Origin of the sequence: Variovorax sp. J22G73 (assembly GCF_030317035.1) — a bacterium.
GTDB lineage: Bacteria > Pseudomonadota > Gammaproteobacteria > Burkholderiales > Burkholderiaceae_C > Variovorax.
This window is the reverse complement of sequence record NZ_JASZYK010000005.1, coordinates 239,767-256,444: the sequence shown is the minus strand read 5'-3', so window position 1 is coordinate 256,444 and position 16,678 is coordinate 239,767. Positions and strand designations below refer to the sequence as shown.

Sequence of the window (16,678 nt, the reverse complement as noted above, 5' to 3'; positions counted from 1 at the left end):
TCGTGTTTTGGCCAAAATTTAGATGTCGCATCGTTGCCCCGATCAACTTTTGGCTCCGAGATATGGCGATGGCCACACCCACGGCAACTATCACCATGTCGATGCGCGAAGTTGATCGCCTCAAGACGGTCCGGCTGGCGTCTCCCACGGTGGCCAGCGCAGCCCCGCAGCCAGAGGTCATGCATGACCGCCTGTGGGCAAGCGCGTGCTAGACGGCCATGTATCACGCAGATGATCGAGTACGAGCTGCACGCGCTGCTCGAGGCGGCGGCGCTGGGCGACATTGATGCCGCGCTCGTCGTTGGCGGGTCCGCGATGGCGCAGGTCGCCGGCGCGCCTGAAGAACTCTTGCGCGACGGCATGCATTGGGACGCCCTGCGCGCGAGCACCCTGCAGGCGCTAGTGCGCAGCTTCAGAACGACCGCTTTTCCCATACTGCCGGCGGCCGGCGTCCGATAATCGCCAGCCGGGCATCGACTGCCCGCCCGTCTTCATCCGCCCGCACCTGCCCTCTTTCGCCTTGGAGGCCGCCCCGTGACGCCACGTGCCCATCTGTCCCCCAAGCTCGCGCTGACCGCGCCGCGCGGCTTCGCGTTGCGCTACAGCGGCCAGTCGCGCTACCACTGCGACTGGCACCAGCACGACTGCGCGATGCTGCTGTGGCCGCAGACCGGCGGACTGAAGACGGCGTGGATCGACGACCCGTCGGGCGCCGCGGCCGACCGTACCGGCAGCGCGCAGCTGTCGCGCTCCATGGCCGTCCTGTTGCCGGCGGCCACCGCGCACAACACCCGGGCCAGCACGCAGAAGCAGCGCCACGGCGAGCTCTACCTCGCACCCGAAGTGCTCAAGGGCCGTGGCAGCTTCGGCGCGTTTCGCCTCGACGGCGCCACGCTGGCCATGCTCGACGCGCTGGTGTCCGCCACGCTCGACCCGCGCAGCGCCGAGCCGCTGGTCGACGCCATCGTCATGCAGATCGCCATGGGGCGCAGCCTGCCGCTCCTGCCCGACGCCGCGCCACCGTCGCTCGGGCAGCGCATGGTGCGGCGCTTCGGGCTCGCGCTGGAGTGGGACCAGCAGGTGCCGCTGGTCGACGCGGTCGCGTGCGAGCTGGGCGTGTCGCAGCGGCAGCTGCAGCGCGCCTGCCTGCAGGAGTTCGGTGCCTCGCCCATCGACGTGCGCCGCCGCCTGCTCGCGGCGCGTGCGCGCGAGCTGATGGCGCAGGGCCAGACGCTCGCGCAGGCCAGCCTGCAGCTCGGCTTTGCCAGCAGCGGGCACCTCGGCCGGCTGCTGCGCGCCATCTCGCATTGAGGCACTGAAGCGCTGAGCCGGCGGCCTCTCGAAGCTTGTCGCTTCCTGGATCGGCCGCTGTCGCGTTCCGGTTCGTGCCCGGCGCGGTGTTTTCCTAGCATCGGCCCACACACCCCTGGAGCCGATTCATGCATGGACTTTTTCAGCGTGCCGCCCGCGTGGCCGCAGACCGTTTCGCACCCCGTTTCGCACCCCGTTTTGCCGCCCGTCTTGCAGCGCTGCCGCTGGCGCTGCTCGCCCTTTCGGGCGTGAACGCCTTCGCGCAGGACTGGCCCACCAAGCCGATCACCGTCATCGTCCCCTTCCCCGCCGGCGGAGGCACCGACCTGGTGGTGCGCTCGGTGCAGGTGGCGCTGCAGAAGCAGCTGGGCCAGCAACTGGTCATCGACAACCGCGCGGGCGCCGGCGGCACCATCGGCTCGGGCATGGTCGCGCGCGCCAACCCCGACGGCTACACGGTCGGCATCGCCACCACCAGCACGCACGCGGTGAGCACCGGCGTCTACAAGAAGCTGTCGTACGACCCGGTCAAGGACTTTGCCTACGGCGGCCTCATCGGCACCTCGCCCTATGTGCTGGTGGCCAACCCGCAGTTGAAGGCGACCGACATGAAGTCGTTCGTCGCCGCACTGCGCGAGCGGCCCGAAGGCGCGAGCTTCGCGTCGGTCGGCGCCGGTACCGTGTCGCATTTGCTGGGTGAGAAGTTCAAGGATGTCGTGAAGGCGCCAAAGTCGCCGCTGGTGCACGTGCCCTACCGCGGCGCGGCCCCCGCATACACCGACCTCATCGGCGGCCAGGTGCAGTTCATGTTCGACAACCCGGTCGGCCTGGCGCCCTACATCCACGCCCACAAGCTCACCGCCATCGCCTCCACGGCGCCCGACGCATTGCTGGTCGGCGTGCCCACCTTCGCGCAGGCCGGCGTGCCCGGCTTCGACCAGACGCTGTGGTACGGCTTCGCCTTTCCGAAAGACACGCCGCCCAAGGTGGTCGAAAAGTTCAACCGCGCGCTTGCCGCCGTGTTGAGTGACCGCACCGTGGCGGCCGACCTGGCGTCCAAGGGCGTGAGCGCGACCCCCGGCAGTTCCGCGGCCATGCAGGCGACCGTGGCGCGCGACGCGCCGTTCTGGCGCGGCATTGCGCAGGCGGCCGGCGCCACGGCGGACTGAAGCAGGGAGCCCGCCGACATGAACATGAGCGCTCAGCAGCCTTCCCCAACGCGCGATGTCGCAGGCATCCGCGTCTTCGTCAACGGCCCCCGGGGCGGCAACCCCGTGCCGCTGGTGCGCCACGCCACGGGGATGACCTCTGCCGACATGCAGGGCGTGGCCCGGCGCCACGGCCACGAGTCGGCCTTCGTCTTCGAGCCGAACGAGCCCGGCATCGACTGGAAATTTCGCTTCTTCGTGCCTAACCATGAGATGGAGATGTGCGGCCACGCCACCGTCGGCGCCCTGTGGGCGTTGCGCGAATGGGGCGAATGGACCACGCCCACCGCGCGCATCCGCACCCTGAGCGGCGTGGTCGACGCCCGGTGGGACGCGCCACGCGCCCGCGTGTGGATCTCGCAGCCGAAGGTGAGGCTGTCGGCGGTCGACGCGCACTTCGGCGATCGCGTTTGCCAGGTGCTCGGCGCGCAGCAGCCGGCCGGGCGCAACCCGCCGGTCGTCAACGCCGCCACCAGCCGCGTGAAGACGCTGGTGCGCCTGCCCGACATCGCCGCGCTCGATGCGCTGGTGCCGGTGCTCGGGCAGGTGGAGGCCGCGTGCGCGGCCATCGATTCGACCGGCCTCTACCCCTACGCCGTCGAAGCCGGCGCCGATGGCGCCGCAGTCGTTGCCGCCCGCCAGTTCCCGCGCTCCTCGGGCTACCCGGAAGACGCGGCCACGGGCATTGCCGCGGCCGCGCTCTGGGGCTACCTGAGCAGCACCGACGCCATTCCGGTCGGCACGCCCGACGCGCCGGTGGTCACATCGATCCGCCAGGGCGAAGCCATGGGCAGCCCGTCGGCCATCGACCTGCAGGCGCGCTTCGGGGCGCACGGCGAAGTGATCGGCTGCTGGCTCAGCGGCCAGGTCGAATGGGCGGTGCTGTGAGCGCGCTCACCCCGGAGGAGCGCCTGCGCTCGGTGGGCCTGGTGCTGCCGCCGGCGCCCACGCCCAAGGGCAACTACGCGCCCACCTGCGTGGTGCCGCTAGCCGGCGACAGGCATTGGGTGCACGTGAGCGGCCAGACCTGCCGCATCGACGGCCGTGCTCTCGCGGGGCGCTGCCGTGACGACCGCGACATCCTCGAGGCCACGCACGCCGCGGAGGTGGCCGCGCTCAATGCGTTGTCGGCGCTCGCGGGCCTGCTGGCGGCGGCGGGAGGCCTGTCGAACGTGGAGCAGATCGTTCGCGTGCGGGGGTATGTGAATGCCGACGCCGACTTCGGCCGGCACAGCGCCGTGCTGGACGGCGCATCGAACGTGCTGGGCGTGGCCTTCGACGGCCACCGCCCGCCGGCGCGCACCGCGGTGGGTGTGAGCAGCCTGCCGGACGACGCGTGGGTGGAGGTGGAGCTGGAGGCCGTGGTGCGCATGGGGTGACCGTGCGTCGGCTCCGGCTTGCTACCCACCCTCTTCAGTCTTCGGACTCTTCCTCGTCGTCCTCGTCTTCTTCCGCTTCTTCGGCGCGGCGAACCGTCACGAAGTTCTCCGCGTCTTCCACGAAAGACAGCGCCTTGCCGTCGGGCGCCATGCCGCGCACTTCGGTCTGCGGGCCGTCGCCGTTCTGGTAGTCGACCGACACCAGCGCAAAGCAGGCGAGGGCCTCTTCCATCTCGCCGTCGTCACCGCCGTCGTACACGGCGACCCAGCCTTCGGCGGGCATGATTTGCAGGATCTTCACTTCTTCCATGGGTTCTTTCGGGGCTTCAAAAAACGTTGCGGCGTGCAGGATATCCGACGCAAACCCGCCTCCGACGGCCGTCGCATTGACTTACTTTCGCGCGTTGCCAGCGGCCTTGCCTTGGCAGTCGCTTCGTGCCTCCCGCTCTTCCGACGCCTCCCGCACCGCCCCTTCCGTGAACGCATCCGCCGGATGCATCACCTCCAGCGCGATTTCCTGAAGCGTCACGTCCACCGGGCTGCCGAACACCGTGATGGCGCTGATGAACGAAAGCCGGCCGATGGACGTGTCGATGTCCAGCGTCATCGCGGGGCCGCCGGTCGATTCGTCCACCGGCGCCATGCCGCCGGGCCAGGCCAGGGCCTCGCGCAGCAGCGCACCCAGGCCGGGGTCGCCGGTCAGGTCGAACTGGCGGCGCATCTGCACGACGAAGTGCGAGCGCCATGCCGCCAGGCGCTGCACGCGCGGGGCCATGCCCAGCGGGTGCAGCATCAGGCGCACCACGTTGGTCGGCGCTTGCAGCAGCGATGCGTCGATGCCCTCGTACATCGCCGGCACGCCGCCGTTGCTGCGCACCACGTTCCAGTGCCGGTCGATGACGAAGGCCGGAAACGGCCGGTGCCGCGCGAGCGTGACGTCGATGATGGCGCGCACCGGGTCGAACGACGGGTGCTCGAAAGGCCGCTGCTCGAACACCGGCGCGAAGCCTGCGGCGGCCAGCAGCACGTTGCGCTCGCGCAGCGGGATCTCCAGCTCCTCGGCCAGCCGCAGGATGAGTTCGCGGCCCGGCTGCGCGCGGCCGGTTTCCACGAAGCTCAGGTGGCGCGTCGACACCTCGGCCTGCAGCGCCAGCGCCATCTGGCTCAGCGCGCGGCGCTCGCGCCAGCCGCGCAGGCGTTCACCGAGCTGAAAGGAAGGCATCGGGGCTTGGTCATGCATCGGCGCAGCATAGGCCAGGCACGCCCCGGCGTCATGACGTGCAGGTAATCGACGCGAGGGCGCGCCGGGGCGCACAGTGGCGGCCTCCCCTGTTTTTTGAAAGGCCCCGCCATGCCCACACCCGAGACGCTCGAACGCTTCATTGCCCTGGTGGAAGCCGACGCCCATGCCGAGGCCGTCGAGGCGTTCTACGCGCCCGATGCCGCGGTGCACGAAAACCAGTCGCCGCCGCGCATCGGGCGGGACACAGCGATCGCGCGCGAGCACGCCATCCACGCCAAGGCCCGCGCGATGCGCTCCCGCTGCGTGCGGCCCGCGCTCGTGCAGGGCGACCACGTCGCGATCCGCTGGGTGTTCGAATTCGAGTGGCTCGACGGCACCGCCACGCGCATGGAAGAAGTGGCGTGGCAGCGCTGGGAGGGCGAGCGCCTGGTGGCCGAGACCTTCTTCTACGATCCGGCGCAGAGAACGCCGCGCTGAAAGCCCGGGCGTTCTGCCGAACACCTTTCTTGCCGCAGCCGCATTTCAAGACGCATTTGATGAACCCGGACGAACGCTTTCACATCCGCCGCCTCACCCCGCACGACGCCCCCGCCTTCCAGGCCTTGCGCTTGTCTGCCCTCGTTCAAGAGCCCACCGCCTTCGGCTCCAGCTACGAGGAAGAAGAAAACCTCACGCCCGAGTCCGTGGCCGCCCGCCTTGCCGTGCACGCGGACAACGGCGTCTTCGGTGCCTTCGACGGCGACGTGCTGTGCGGCATGGTGGTGCTGCGGCGCGAGGGCATGCGCAAGCTGCGGCACAAGGGAATGATCTTCGGCATGTACGTCGCGCCCGAGGCGCGGGGCCGTGGCGTGGGGCGCGACCTGCTCCTGCAGGCGCTTGCGCTGGCACGCTCGGTGCCCGGGTTGCGCCAGGTGAACCTGGGCGTGAACGCGGGCAATGCCGCCGCCATCGCGCTGTACGAGTCGCTGGGCTTCGAGACCTTCGGCAGGGAGCCGGGAGCGTTGAAGGTCGGCGAAGACCTGCACGACGAGCTGCACATGTGCTGGCGAATCAGGTGAAGCGCAGCACGTGAAACGCCGCGGGGCTCGGGACCAGGACCAGGACCAGGATCGTGCAGGTCCCTGCCCGCGCCGGCCCTATGTCAGGTTCAACCCACCGTCCGACAGCAGCACCTCGCCCGTCAGGTAGTCCGAGTCGACCAGCATCGCCACCGCGTGGGCGATGTCGTCGGGCGTGGCGGCCCGGTGCATGGGCGCGCGATCGCGCCACAGCGCCTGTGCCTGCGTCCAGTCGGCGGTCAGGGGCGTGTCGACCAACCCGGGCGCGACGGCGTTGACGCGAATGTCCGGCCCCAGCGACAGCGCGAGCAGCCGGGTCATGTGGTTGAGCGCCGCCTTGCTCACCGCGTACGGAATGGACGCGCCCTTGGGCCGCACGCCCGCGTGCGAGCTGATGTTGACCACGCTGCCCGCCCGGAGCCGCCGCGCGGCTTCGCGCAGGGCGGGCTCGGCCAGCGTGACGAGGTGGAACGGCGCCACCACGTTGACCTCGTGCAGTTCGTGCCACACCGCCGACGTGGCGGCGGCAAGGTCGCCGTGCGCGATGACCTTGCTGATGCCGGCGTTGTTGACCAGCACGTCGAGCTGGCCCCACGCGGCGAGCGCCTGGTCGACGAGGCGCACCCGGTCGGCCTCCACTGCGAGATCGGCCTGCACGTACACGGCCTGCCTCATCTGCGCGGCCATGGCGCGGCCGGTGTCGGCGGAGCTGCGCGAATGGAGCACGACGGCGTAGCCCGCGTCGCCGAGCCGGCGCGCGATGGCCGCGCCGATGCCCGACGTGGAGCCGGTGACCAACGCGACACGCAGCGCGCCGTCGGTTGTCGAATTGACGTTCATGTGGAAGATCCCGAGCTGGTTGCGCCCGGATCGTGCCAGAACTCGCAGGGCCGCCCTGCCCTCTTCACTCGCCGTCGCCTGCCGCCCCTTCATGCACGTCATGCACTTCATGCCCGAGATGCCCGACATGCCCCGCCTGGCCTGCATGCGCGCGACGCGCCGCGCTCAGCTCCGCCATCGAGATGTTCAACTCCGCCATGGTCTGCGCCAGCAGCGCGAGCAAGGCGGCGCGCTGCTTCTGCCGCACGGTCTCGGCCCGGCGTGCGCGCTGCGCCTGCCGCCCGGTGGCCGTGATGGCGCGGGTGGTCGGCGAGTCGTGGATGTCGGCGGGCAGCACGAAGCGCGCCCCAGCCGCCGTGCCACCGCTGCGATGCGTGGCGCGCATCGTCAGGCGGCCGCTGCTTCGCCCTGGGCCGCGGCCGCTGTGTTCGCGGCCGCAGTGTTCGCAGCCGCTGCGTTCGCGGCTGCTGCGTTCGCAGCGTCGGGCCGGGTCTCGGAGGCCGGGCCGTAGTTGCGCAGGTGCAGGAAGAACTCGCCCATCATCTGCATCCACAGGCGCACCGCGAAGGCCAGGTAGGCGGGGCTCACGCCGCCGGCCACCACCACGTCCATCTCGAGCACCACGAAGTCGCCGTGCTGCGCCACGCGCGCGAAGCGCTTGGTGCGGTGCCATGCGGCGAGCACGGCCTCGGGCAGCGTGCCGCCCTGCACATGCAGCGGGCAGCTCAGGGTGAAGTCGGTGTACTGCGTGGTGGTCACGGGGTTGCCCCACAGCACCTGGAAGCCGATGCCGTGGCTGGCGCTGTGCAGGCGCACCACGCCGTCCTGCTCGATGGTGGTGACGGCCGCGCCGGCGGCCTTGATGGCGTCGGACACCTGCTCGGGCGTGACGGCGTCGAGCATGTCGGGAAGCGTGTCGGCTTGAGTGTTAGCAAGGGGTGCCGTCGCGATGTCGTCGGCTGCTGCAGGCGTCGTTGTGTTGTTCATGGTTGGCCCTGTGTGTCTGTTGTGTGTGTGTGGTTGGAATGGATCAGTTCGTCTTTTTCAGCGCGGCATCGAGCGCGGCGGCATCGATGCTCAGCGCGGTGGCCGGCGCCACCTGTGCCAGGTAGGCCTGCACCAGCTGCTGTTGCCGCTGCTGGCGCAAGGCGGCCTGCAGCTGCGGCTTCATTTCCTCGAGCGTGGCGGTGCGCGCCGGGGTCACGTCGAGCAGCTTCACGACATGGAAGCCCGCCTCGGACTGCACGGGCTCGCTCACCTGCGCGGGCTTGAGCCGCGCGATGGTGTCGCGCAGCTCGGGCAGCATGCGCGCGAGCGGCAACGTGTCGACCTCGCCGCCGCGCTCGGCGCTGCGCTTGTCCTGCGAGCTGGCCCGCGCCACGGCCGCGAAGTCGCCGCCGCGGGCCTGGCGCGCGAGCTTTCCGGCCTCGTCGCGCACCTTGGCGATGGCGGCGGTGCCCTTGTCGGGCGTGGCCAGGAAGATCTGCGCCACGCGGTAGGCGGCCGGCAGGTTGTAGCCGGTCTTGCCCTGCTCGTAGGCGGCCTTGACCTCGGCGTCCGAAGGAAAGCCCGCGGGCACCTGGCTCACCGACTCCAGGTAGCTGGTGCTGACGATGCGCGCGGCAATCTCGCGCGTGGCGGCGTCGACCTTGGCCTTCACCTCGGGCCGGTCGGCCCAGCCCTTGGCGCGTGCATCGCGCAGCACGGCCTCGCCCAGCAGGCGCTGGCGCAGCCAGCCGTCGAGCGTGGCGCGGTCGGCCTTGACGGCGGCGCGCTCGGCTTCGGGCAGCGCCTGCAGCAGTTTCTCGACCTCGTCCTGGCCGACGGTGACGTCGCCCACGCGCGCCACCACGGCATTGCCGGGCGTGGCGACGGGCGCGGGCGCCTGTGCATGGGCCACGCCGACCGCGCCGACGGAAGACGCCAGCACCACGAGCGCGGCGGCCGACGATGACTGGAAGCGCTTCATGGCTTGTCTCCTGCAGCAGGTGCCGCTGGTGCCGCTGGTGCCGTGGCTGCGGGTGCGGCAGCCGGTGCCGGCGCCCCCACAGCGCGCACGTCGAACTTGCTGTCGTACAGCTTGTCGCCGTACTGCTGCGCGATCTGCTCGAACTTCACGCGGCTCTGCGCGGCGAAGGGCTGGCGCGATGCCAGCACGCTGCCCACGTCCATGGTCTCGTAGGCCTTCAGTATTTCCTGGCCCACGGCATAGAGCTGCGTGTTCTTCGCCTCGCACTGCGTGAGGGCGGTGCGCTGCAGGGTGGCGTCGGCGGCCAGGCGCTGGCGCTCGGTTTCGGAGGCGCGCGCCATCTTCAGCAGCTCGTCATAGGCGTTGCGGTACTGCGCGATCTGCGCGGTCGCCTTCTCGCCGGTGGCCTGCGCCTGCTGGCGCAGTTGCTGGCTGCCGGCGTTGGCGGCCTCGCGCGCCTGGCGTTCGGCCGCGAGCTGCGACTGGCTCTGCGCCAGTTCCTTCTTGAGCGCATCGACGTCCGCCTTGGGGGCCGCCGCGGTGGCCGTGCCGGCCGCTGTGCCCGCGGCACCCGTGGCGGGCTGCCCCGCCTTCAGCGCCGCGAGTTCGTTCTGCGCCTGTTGCAGCTGGGTGGTGGTCGCGCGCAGTTGTGCGCGCAGCCGCTCCTCCATGCTCTGCCCGCCGGCCTGCTGCGCGTGCGCTGTGCCGGCGGTGGCCGCCAGCAGCGCAAGCAGCAGCGCCGGGACTGTGTTTCCTCTGGACACGGCTGGCTCCTTCTTAGAAACGCGCATTGAATTCAAGCTGCAGGGTGTCGATGGCCTGCGGCGGGCCGTAGACCTCCTTGGTCGAGATCCAGCGGCCGGTGAACCACATGTTCTTGTCGATCGCGTACGAGCCGCCCAGGAAGTAGCCGCGCGCATTGGTGCCGCCGCCGTGGAAGGTGGAGTCGTTGTAGCCGTCGGGCATCGCGTCGGGCTCGATGCGCTTGTAGCCGGCCAGCACGTTCCAGTCGCCGCGCGCGGTGGGCGCCGGCTTGCCGTAGGTGGCCTGCACCATGTAGGCGTTGCCGCCGCTCTTGAAGTCCGACTGGCCGGTGCCGCCCGTGGCGCCGAAGTTGTTCACGATGGCGCCGCGCAGGCCCGCGCGGTTCCAGATGTCGCGCGAGTCGTAGGCCGTGTTCTTCACGAAGTTGGCGTCCAGGCGCAGGTTGTTGCCCGCCACCGCGGTGTCCCAGCGCAGGTTCAGGTCGATCAGGCGGAACTTCGAGGCCAGCCCCACGTACTGCGGCTGCGGCGTGCCGGCCGGGTTGAGCGGGTCCAGCGAGATGTCGCGCAGCAGCATGAGCGTGTTGCCCTTCTGCATGAACGCCGGGCGCGACCAGTCGGTGCTGCAGCCGTCGGCGCCGGCATACAGCGCGCAAGGCTGCGAGACCTGCCCGCTGATGTTGCGGAAGTTGTAGTACGCCAGCGCGCCGCGCACGCGGTTGTCTTCGTCGATCTTCCAGTCGGCGCCGAACTGCGCGCCCAGCAGCCACTTGTTCTCGCTCTTCATCTTGGTCTGGCTGCGGCTGGGCGCGTTGTCCGAGGAGTATTCCAGCGGAATCAGGCCCAGCGTGCCGAACAGCGACAGGTCGCGGTTGGAGGCCAGCTTCTTCTCGAACTGCGCGGCGATGCCGTCGAAGTTCAGGTCGTTCGAGTACAGCAGGTCGGTCGACATGAACGGGTTGCCGAAGCGCCCCGCCGTCACGGTGAGCCAGTCGACCGGCTTGTGCGAGATCCACATCTGGTCGAGCCACACGCTCTTCTTGCTCAGGCCGCCACCCAGCGTCTGGGTGGTCGACACGGGGCTCTCGTCGCTGCCCGAGGCCAGGCGCACGCCGGCCTTGGTGTTCTCGGTGAGTTCGGCGTACACGCCCAGGCGGGCCCGCGCGCGGAACAGGTTGCGGCGGTCTTCGCGGGTGTTCAGGATCGAGGGCAGCGCCAGGTTGGTGTTGGGGTTGACGTCGTAGCCCGAGCCCTTGTTCAGCTCGGCCCAGTTGATCTCGATGTTGCTGTTGTTGCCCGCGTAGCCGCGCGACTCGTTGCGCACGCGCACGTCGCCTTCCACGCGGATGCGCTTGCTCCACTCGGGCGTTTCGTTGGGCGCGGCCCAGCCTTCGTCCTTGGCCTGCGCCATGACCTGGGCCTTGACCTCGTCGCGGATCTGGTCGCGCACGGTCTGCGAGATGTAGGGCACGCGCACGTCGCCGGCTTCGAGCCGCACGCCGCCGGCCGAGCCCGCGGCCACTGCCGACGCCGCGGTGGTCGATGCCGCCATGCGCTGCGCCTGCTGCGCGGCCACCTGGGCGGCCATGGCTTCGGTCTGGGCCTGGGCCAGCAAGGCCTCGCCCACGTCCTTGGCCAGGGTGCCGCTCTGGATCAGGCCGCGAATGAGCTTGACCATGGCGCTGTCGGCGGTGCTGGCAGGCGCCGCCTGCGCGGCGGCGTTGCCCGCCGCGAAGACGAGCGCGCAGGCCGCGGCCGCGGCGAGCGCGCATTGGCGCAGGGCCGGCAGGGTGCCCCGTTGGGAGATGTTCTTGAGATGGTTCATCGCTTCGTTCACAGGATTGAATGGGACGCCGCTGGCCGGCCTGGCCGGCTTGGCGGAGGGTTCGGGGTGCTTCATGGCCGGCGCCCCTTCATGGACACGCGCATCGGAAAGCGCAGCGACGCCGGCGGCTTCTCGTCCACGCGGTCGAGGCCGCGCAGCAGCGCGAGCACCGCCTCGTCGATGTCCGGCGTGCCGGTGCCGCGCACCAGTTGCACCCGGGTGGTCTTGCCGTCGGCGCCCAGCCACAGGTCGATCTGGATGTCGTCGAACACCAGCTGGCGCGTGCGCGGGTCGCGCGACAGCGCCTGCTGCAGCAGCGTGGACACATAGCGCGCGTACGAGCCGCTGCCCAGGCCGCCACCGGCGCCGGTGCCGCTCATGCCGCCGCCGCTGCCGGCCTGGATGCCGAAGGCGTCGTTGCCGGCCTGCGCGGCGCTGTCCATCGTCACGGGGTCGCCCAGGTCCTTCGAGGGACTGGGGGGCGTGTCGTCTTTCGGGGGCTCCAGCGGCTCGACCGGCTTGGGCTCCTTCTCGACCACTTCGGGCTTGACCTTTTCAGGCACGGGCTCCGGCGGTTTCTCGGGTTCGGGCGGCGGCGGCGGTGGGGGCGGCAGCATCAGCATGGGCGCGTCGGCCACCACGCGCCGCGTGCTCGCGGTGTCGGCCAGCAGGTGCCACACCAGCGCCACCAGCGCGGCGGCGATCGCCAGGCCGATCGCCCACCCGCCCCAGCGCCGCCACAGCCCGGCCGGGCGCCGCGCGACCGTGCGGTGCGTGGCCGGGGAAGAACTCGCGTCGCGAGGTTTCACTCTGCGTTCCTCACTTCTGCTTGCCGGTCACGAGGCCGATCTGGTTCAGCTCGATGCGACGCAGCAGGTCGAGCACGTCGACCACCTTCGCGTACTGCACGCTGGCATCGCCGCGCACGATCACGGGGAAGTCGGGCGACAGCGCCTTCTCGGTGCGCAGGCGCTCCTCGAGCTCCGGCAGCGTCACCGGGTAGGCATCGAGAAACACGTTGCCCGCGTTGTCGATGGTGATGGCCTTGGTCTTGGGCTTCTCCAGCGCCACCGAGGCGCTGGCCTTGGGCAGGTCGACCTTGATGCCCGGGATGCTGGCGTTGCTGGTGAGGATGAAGATCACCAGCACCACCAGCAGCACGTCCACGAAGGGCGTGATGTTGATGCCGCCGGTGCGCCTGCGCGGCGCGAACTTGGCTGGGGTTGCCATGGCGGTGCGCTCCTCAGGCCCGTGCCGAAGCCGTGGGCCGCGTGCGGCCTTCGCCCTGCTCTTCGGCCAGGCGCGTGACGAACTCGTCGACGAACACGGCCATGTCGGCGGTGATGGCGTCCGAGCGCGAGGCGAGCCAGTTGTAGCCGAACAGCGCCGGAATCGCGACGCCCAGGCCGGCGGCGGTACACAGCAGCGCGGCCGCCATGCCCGGGGCTACCGAGTTGATGTCCACCGCGCCGGCCATGGCCGCCACGACGAACACCAGCATGATGCCGATCACCGTGCCGAACAGGCCCACGTACGGCGCGCCTTCGATGGTGGTCGACAGCCAGTTCATGCGCTTGGACATGCGCTCGATCTCGCGCACCATCACGCCGTCCATGGCGGCGCGGATGGCGCCGATGGTGGCGCTGGACACCGCGCTCAGGTCGTAGCCGCGGTCATGGCGGCGGCGCATCTCGTCCACCGCCACTTCGTACAGGCGCCACAGCGACGAGTCGGCGCGCACCTCTTGCGGCACCGTGTTGTTGGTGGCCAGGCGGTCCAGCGGCGCGCCCGCGGCTTCGCGGAAGTGCTCGATGAAGGTGGTGTTGGCGCGCGCGGTGGCGCCGTAGTGGCGGCCCTTGGCGATCATGATGGCCCATGACACGGCCATCATCAGGCCCAGCAGGCCCACCACGATCCACGCGTCCAGCGGCATCGCGGCCAGGATGAAGCCGAAGTGGCTCTTGCCGGCCTGCTGCTCGTCGGGGCCGAACACGGTCAGTCGAGACTCGGCGCCTTGCGAAACGGCGTCGGCCAGCAGCAGCGCGTCGGTGCGCGCGACCTTCGACAGGCGCACTTCGTCGATGGCGCCGGTGAAGGGGGCGAAGGTTGCAGCGGCTGCAGCAGCCGTGGCAGTCGCGTTCGCGGCCGGGGCCGGGGCAGCGGCCGGTGCATCGGCGCCGATGGCGGCGGCCGTGTTCATCGCGGCCAGCTTGGCCGCCACCGACACCGTGGGGCGCCCGCCGACGTACAGCGCCACGCTGTCGCCTTCGGCCTTCACCGCGATGTGCGACCACTGGCCGGCCTGCACCGGCTGGCCCGGCGTGCTGCGCTGGCCGTTGACCTGCACGAAGGGCACGCCCTGGTCGATGCCCACCACCAGTTCACCCGCGCCGTCGCGGCGGGCGTAGATGGCCTGGCGCGCACCGAGCTGGTCGGGCTTGATCCATGCCGAGAAGGTGAGCGTGCCACCGGCCTGCACGGCCAGCGACGGCGTGGCCGGCAGCATGAGCGCGCCGTTGCCCAGCTGCGCGCCCTTGCCGATCACGGTGCCTTCCACCGGCACGACCGCGGTCTGGCCGTTGTTGGCGTAGGCGGTGGTGTCGCGCGGCGGCACCGCGCCTTCGGCGAAGTGGTAGACCAGCGTGTAGTCGGGGTCGAAGCTGCGCTGGCCGTTGCCCGAGGCCGGAGCCTTGGGGTTGCCGTAGTACATCCACAGCTTCTGCGGCGTGCCGGCCGACACGTTGGGCACGTCCACCCACACCAGCGCAATGCCCAGCAGCGGATCGAACTGCTCGATCTGGTGGTTGAGCACGGTCTTGTCGTCGGCCGCCACGAAGCGCAGGTCGGCGCCGGTCTCGCTCACGCCTTCGAACTTGAAGTTGCCGGTGTGCAGGCGCACCAGCACGGGCACGCGCCCGGCATCGCTGCCGATGGCGCCGGCCTGCGGGCCGCCGTCGATGGTGACGGGCTTGCGGTAGGACCACTCGGGCTGCCACCAGGCGTGGGCCAGGCTCGGCAGGAGCGTGCTCAGCAGCGTGAGCACGATGAAAAGAATGCGTCGCATGACAGGTTCTCCGGAAAACTCGTAGAGAGAAAAATTGAAAAAGGAAAAAGGCCGCCAGCCGCGTCGTCAGTAGTTCGCGGTCAGGCTGAAATTCACGTTCGCGTCGTGCCGCTTGGTGCGCGGGCCGTCTTTCAGCGGGTAGCCGAAATCGACCCGGCCCGAGAAGTACTGCCCCACCTTGAAGGTCGTGCCCACGCCCACCGACGCGAGCTGGAACTTGTCCGCCTGCTCGGGCAGCGGGCTCTTCAGGCGCAGCCGCGCGGCATCGACGAAGCCGTACACGCGCCAGCCTTCGACCCAGCTGCCCAGGAAGGTGAGCGGCTGGCTGCGCAGTTCGAGCGAGCCGACCACGCCGTAGTCGCCGGTGGCCTCGGCCGAGAGGTAGCCGCGCACCGAGTTCATGCCGCCGCCGGCGATCTGCTCGCTGGAGACCAGCGGCGAATCGGTCATTTGCGCGTTCACGCGAAAGCCCAGCTGCTGGCCGCCGTCGAAGGTGTGGGTGCCGTTGAAGTCGGTCTTCAGCACCATGAAGCTGGGCGACGACTTGTAGCGCTTGTAGTCGAAGGCGGCCCAGTCGCTGCCGTACTTGAACGAGCTGCTGGTGCCCACCACCAGCGACAGGCCCACGCCGTACTGGCTCTTCTCGGTCTGGCGCAGGCCGGTGTAGGACAGGGTGATGGGCGCGTACTTCAGCGGCACGGTGTCGCCCGTGCCCTTGAGCTGCAGCGCTTCCTTGTTGTTCTTGAAGTCCACGCCCAGGCTGAAGGCGTGCCACCAGTTGCCCGCGTTGGGCAGCGTGTAGATGGCCTTCACGCCCACCGAGTGGCCCTTGCCCAGCACGCTGGTGCCGCCCACGGTGGCCACGTTGCTGTCCGACGTGTAGGCGTTGGCTTCCAGCGCCCAGTTGGTGCCGGCGAAGGGCGCGTTGTACGAGGCCGAGAACACCTTGGTCTGGCTCAGGTCCTGCGGCGCGCCGAAGAAGCTGATGGAGGCGCTGTGGCCCATCTGCCAGAGGTTGTCGTGGCCCAGCGAGGCGCTGGCGCGCAGCTTGCGCGTGTCGGCGCTGTAGTCGTTGTTCAGGCCGACGCTGGCGCGCCAGGGGCTGCTGTCGTCGACCTTCAGGTCCACGTCCATCGTGCCCGGCAGGCTGCCCTGGCGCACCAGCGGCATCACCTGGCGCTTGGGGCCGCGGTTGAGCGCGGTGAGCTCGGCCTGCGCCTGCGTGAAGTTGGGCACCCCGCCCTCCTTCAGCGCGGGCACCTGCTCGCGCACGTTCAGCGGCGAGTTGTACTCGGCGCCCACCACGCGCACGCGGCCCACGCGGGTCTCGTTGACCTGCAGGAACACCACGCCCTGCGTGACCTGCTGTTCGGGCAGGTCGACGTACACCGACTGGTAGCCCGCCGCCTGGTAGGCCGCGAGCAGCGCGTCGCGCGCGGCCTCCACGTCTTTCAGCGTGCGCTCGGGGCCGAGGAAGGGCGTGACCGCCTTTTCGATGGCGCGTGCGTCGAGCACGGTGTTGCCGCGCACGATGTATTCGGCGATGTCGACCTTGCGGGTCGACTCCGGCGTGGCAGCAGGTGCAGCGGGTGCGGCGCTCGCCGCGGCGGGCGGATTCGCAGGGGGTGCGGAGGGCCCGGAGGCCTGGGCAAGGGCCGCTCCCTGGGCACCCATTGCCATCACTGCCAGCCACACCGCTCTCCAGCGTATCGGTGGGCCGTTCTTCTTCATTTCATGCATTTACAGCTCGGTTCTCAAAGATGAAGCTTGCTTGGCGCGTGCTGACAATGACAAACATCCATCAGCACTTGCTTACGTATCTCTAGACGGGCCACGCGCGCGGCGACTGCCGTTTGTCACGAAAACTTCATCAAGAAAATGGGGCGTGGTCAGGTGCCACTGGTTTGCGGCGCATAAGAAGAAGGGCCTCCGCATGGGAGGCCCTTCGTTTGTGACGCGGCGATGAAATCAGCGCGGCGAGGTGCGTGGATCGACGCGGCTTTCGATGGCCGCTTTC

Annotated in this window: 19 protein-coding genes; 7 read left to right on the top strand and 12 right to left on the bottom strand. The window is 70.0% G+C overall.

The genetic code is table 11. The annotated features are described in order from the left end of the window. Window positions 1-231: 231 nt before the first annotated feature. The 5 genes from QTI51_RS20650 to QTI51_RS20630 all read left to right on the top strand — a co-directional run bounded on the left by QTI51_RS20650 (window position 232) and on the right by QTI51_RS20630 (window position 3,898). Window positions 232-459: a hypothetical protein gene (locus tag QTI51_RS20650; RefSeq protein ID WP_286515462.1), complete on the top strand. Its 228-nt coding sequence runs from the start codon at window positions 232-234 to the stop codon at window positions 457-459. Window positions 460-534: 75 nt separating this feature from the next. After that, window positions 535-1,311, top strand: a complete 777-nt coding sequence (locus QTI51_RS20645; protein WP_286515461.1) for a helix-turn-helix domain-containing protein — start codon at window positions 535-537, stop codon at window positions 1,309-1,311. A gap of 128 nt (window positions 1,312-1,439) precedes the next feature. Then, a complete protein-coding gene (locus QTI51_RS20640) occupies window positions 1,440-2,480 on the top strand; it encodes a Bug family tripartite tricarboxylate transporter substrate binding protein (RefSeq protein ID WP_286515460.1) in 1,041 nt (346 codons plus the stop codon). Window positions 2,481-2,498: 18 nt separating this feature from the next. Beyond that, window positions 2,499-3,407, top strand: a complete 909-nt coding sequence (locus QTI51_RS20635) for a PhzF family phenazine biosynthesis protein (protein WP_353506542.1) — start codon at window positions 2,499-2,501, stop codon at window positions 3,405-3,407. Further along, window positions 3,404-3,898 (top strand): RidA family protein, encoded by a 495-nt coding sequence (locus QTI51_RS20630; RefSeq protein ID WP_286515458.1) that lies wholly within the window; start codon window positions 3,404-3,406, stop codon window positions 3,896-3,898. The genes QTI51_RS20635 and QTI51_RS20630 overlap by 4 nt, the downstream gene beginning before the upstream one ends. Before the next feature lie 34 nt (window positions 3,899-3,932). Here the strand turns inward: QTI51_RS20630 and QTI51_RS20625 are convergent, their stop codons facing one another. Together QTI51_RS20625 and QTI51_RS20620 are read right to left on the bottom strand one after the other, a co-directional pair. Continuing rightward, window positions 3,933-4,208 carry a hypothetical protein gene (locus tag QTI51_RS20625; RefSeq protein WP_286515457.1) on the bottom strand — a complete coding sequence of 92 codons (276 nt, stop codon included), beginning with the start codon at window positions 4,206-4,208 and terminating at the stop codon, window positions 3,933-3,935. Window positions 4,209-4,289: 81 nt separating this feature from the next. Continuing rightward, complete coding sequence (locus QTI51_RS20620; protein ID WP_286515455.1) at window positions 4,290-5,120, bottom strand: helix-turn-helix domain-containing protein; 831 nt, start codon at window positions 5,118-5,120, stop codon at window positions 4,290-4,292. Between the two features lie 129 nt (window positions 5,121-5,249). Between QTI51_RS20620 and QTI51_RS20615 the strand changes: the two genes are divergently transcribed. Both QTI51_RS20615 and QTI51_RS20610 read left to right on the top strand, forming a co-directional pair. Then, window positions 5,250-5,618 carry a nuclear transport factor 2 family protein gene (locus QTI51_RS20615; RefSeq protein WP_286515437.1) on the top strand — a complete coding sequence of 123 codons (369 nt, stop codon included), beginning with the start codon at window positions 5,250-5,252 and terminating at the stop codon, window positions 5,616-5,618. A gap of 59 nt (window positions 5,619-5,677) precedes the next feature. Beyond that, window positions 5,678-6,199, top strand: coding sequence for a GNAT family N-acetyltransferase (locus QTI51_RS20610; RefSeq protein WP_286515436.1), 522 nt, complete (start codon window positions 5,678-5,680; stop codon window positions 6,197-6,199). A gap of 78 nt (window positions 6,200-6,277) precedes the next feature. On the opposite strand, the gene QTI51_RS20605 is transcribed toward QTI51_RS20610, so the two are convergent. The 10 genes from QTI51_RS20605 to QTI51_RS20560 all read right to left on the bottom strand — a co-directional run bounded on the left by QTI51_RS20605 (window position 6,278) and on the right by QTI51_RS20560 (window position 16,392). Beyond that, window positions 6,278-7,039: an SDR family NAD(P)-dependent oxidoreductase gene (locus QTI51_RS20605; RefSeq protein ID WP_286515435.1), complete on the bottom strand. Its 762-nt coding sequence runs from the start codon at window positions 7,037-7,039 to the stop codon at window positions 6,278-6,280. A 64-nt stretch (window positions 7,040-7,103) separates the two neighbouring features. Then, window positions 7,104-7,424 carry a hypothetical protein gene (locus QTI51_RS20600; RefSeq protein WP_116913183.1) on the bottom strand — a complete coding sequence of 107 codons (321 nt, stop codon included), beginning with the start codon at window positions 7,422-7,424 and terminating at the stop codon, window positions 7,104-7,106. Between the two features lie 2 nt (window positions 7,425-7,426). Beyond that, complete coding sequence (locus tag QTI51_RS20595; protein WP_286515434.1) at window positions 7,427-8,026, bottom strand: YbjN domain-containing protein; 600 nt, start codon at window positions 8,024-8,026, stop codon at window positions 7,427-7,429. 43 nt (window positions 8,027-8,069) lie between these two features. Beyond that, complete coding sequence (locus QTI51_RS20590) at window positions 8,070-9,008, bottom strand: peptidylprolyl isomerase (protein WP_286515433.1); 939 nt, start codon at window positions 9,006-9,008, stop codon at window positions 8,070-8,072. Next, window positions 9,005-9,772, bottom strand: coding sequence for an HlyD family secretion protein (locus tag QTI51_RS20585; protein WP_286515432.1), 768 nt, complete (start codon window positions 9,770-9,772; stop codon window positions 9,005-9,007). The genes QTI51_RS20590 and QTI51_RS20585 overlap by 4 nt, the downstream gene beginning before the upstream one ends. 13 nt (window positions 9,773-9,785) lie before the next feature. Then, window positions 9,786-11,597, bottom strand: coding sequence for a putative porin (locus QTI51_RS20580; RefSeq protein ID WP_286515431.1), 1,812 nt, complete (start codon window positions 11,595-11,597; stop codon window positions 9,786-9,788). Between the two features lie 71 nt (window positions 11,598-11,668). Further along, window positions 11,669-12,406, bottom strand: a complete 738-nt coding sequence (locus QTI51_RS20575) for an energy transducer TonB (RefSeq protein ID WP_286515430.1) — start codon at window positions 12,404-12,406, stop codon at window positions 11,669-11,671. A 10-nt stretch (window positions 12,407-12,416) separates the two neighbouring features. After that, the gene (locus QTI51_RS20570; RefSeq protein WP_116913185.1) at window positions 12,417-12,827 is read right to left on the bottom strand and encodes an ExbD/TolR family protein; all 411 of its coding nucleotides are present in this window, start codon (window positions 12,825-12,827) and stop codon (window positions 12,417-12,419) included. A 13-nt stretch (window positions 12,828-12,840) separates the two neighbouring features. Next, window positions 12,841-14,661 carry a DUF2341 domain-containing protein gene (locus QTI51_RS20565; RefSeq protein WP_286515428.1) on the bottom strand — a complete coding sequence of 607 codons (1,821 nt, stop codon included), beginning with the start codon at window positions 14,659-14,661 and terminating at the stop codon, window positions 12,841-12,843. A 66-nt stretch (window positions 14,662-14,727) separates the two neighbouring features. Next, a complete protein-coding gene (locus QTI51_RS20560; protein ID WP_286515427.1) occupies window positions 14,728-16,392 on the bottom strand; it encodes a ShlB/FhaC/HecB family hemolysin secretion/activation protein in 1,665 nt (554 codons plus the stop codon). Window positions 16,393-16,678 lie beyond the last annotated feature (286 nt).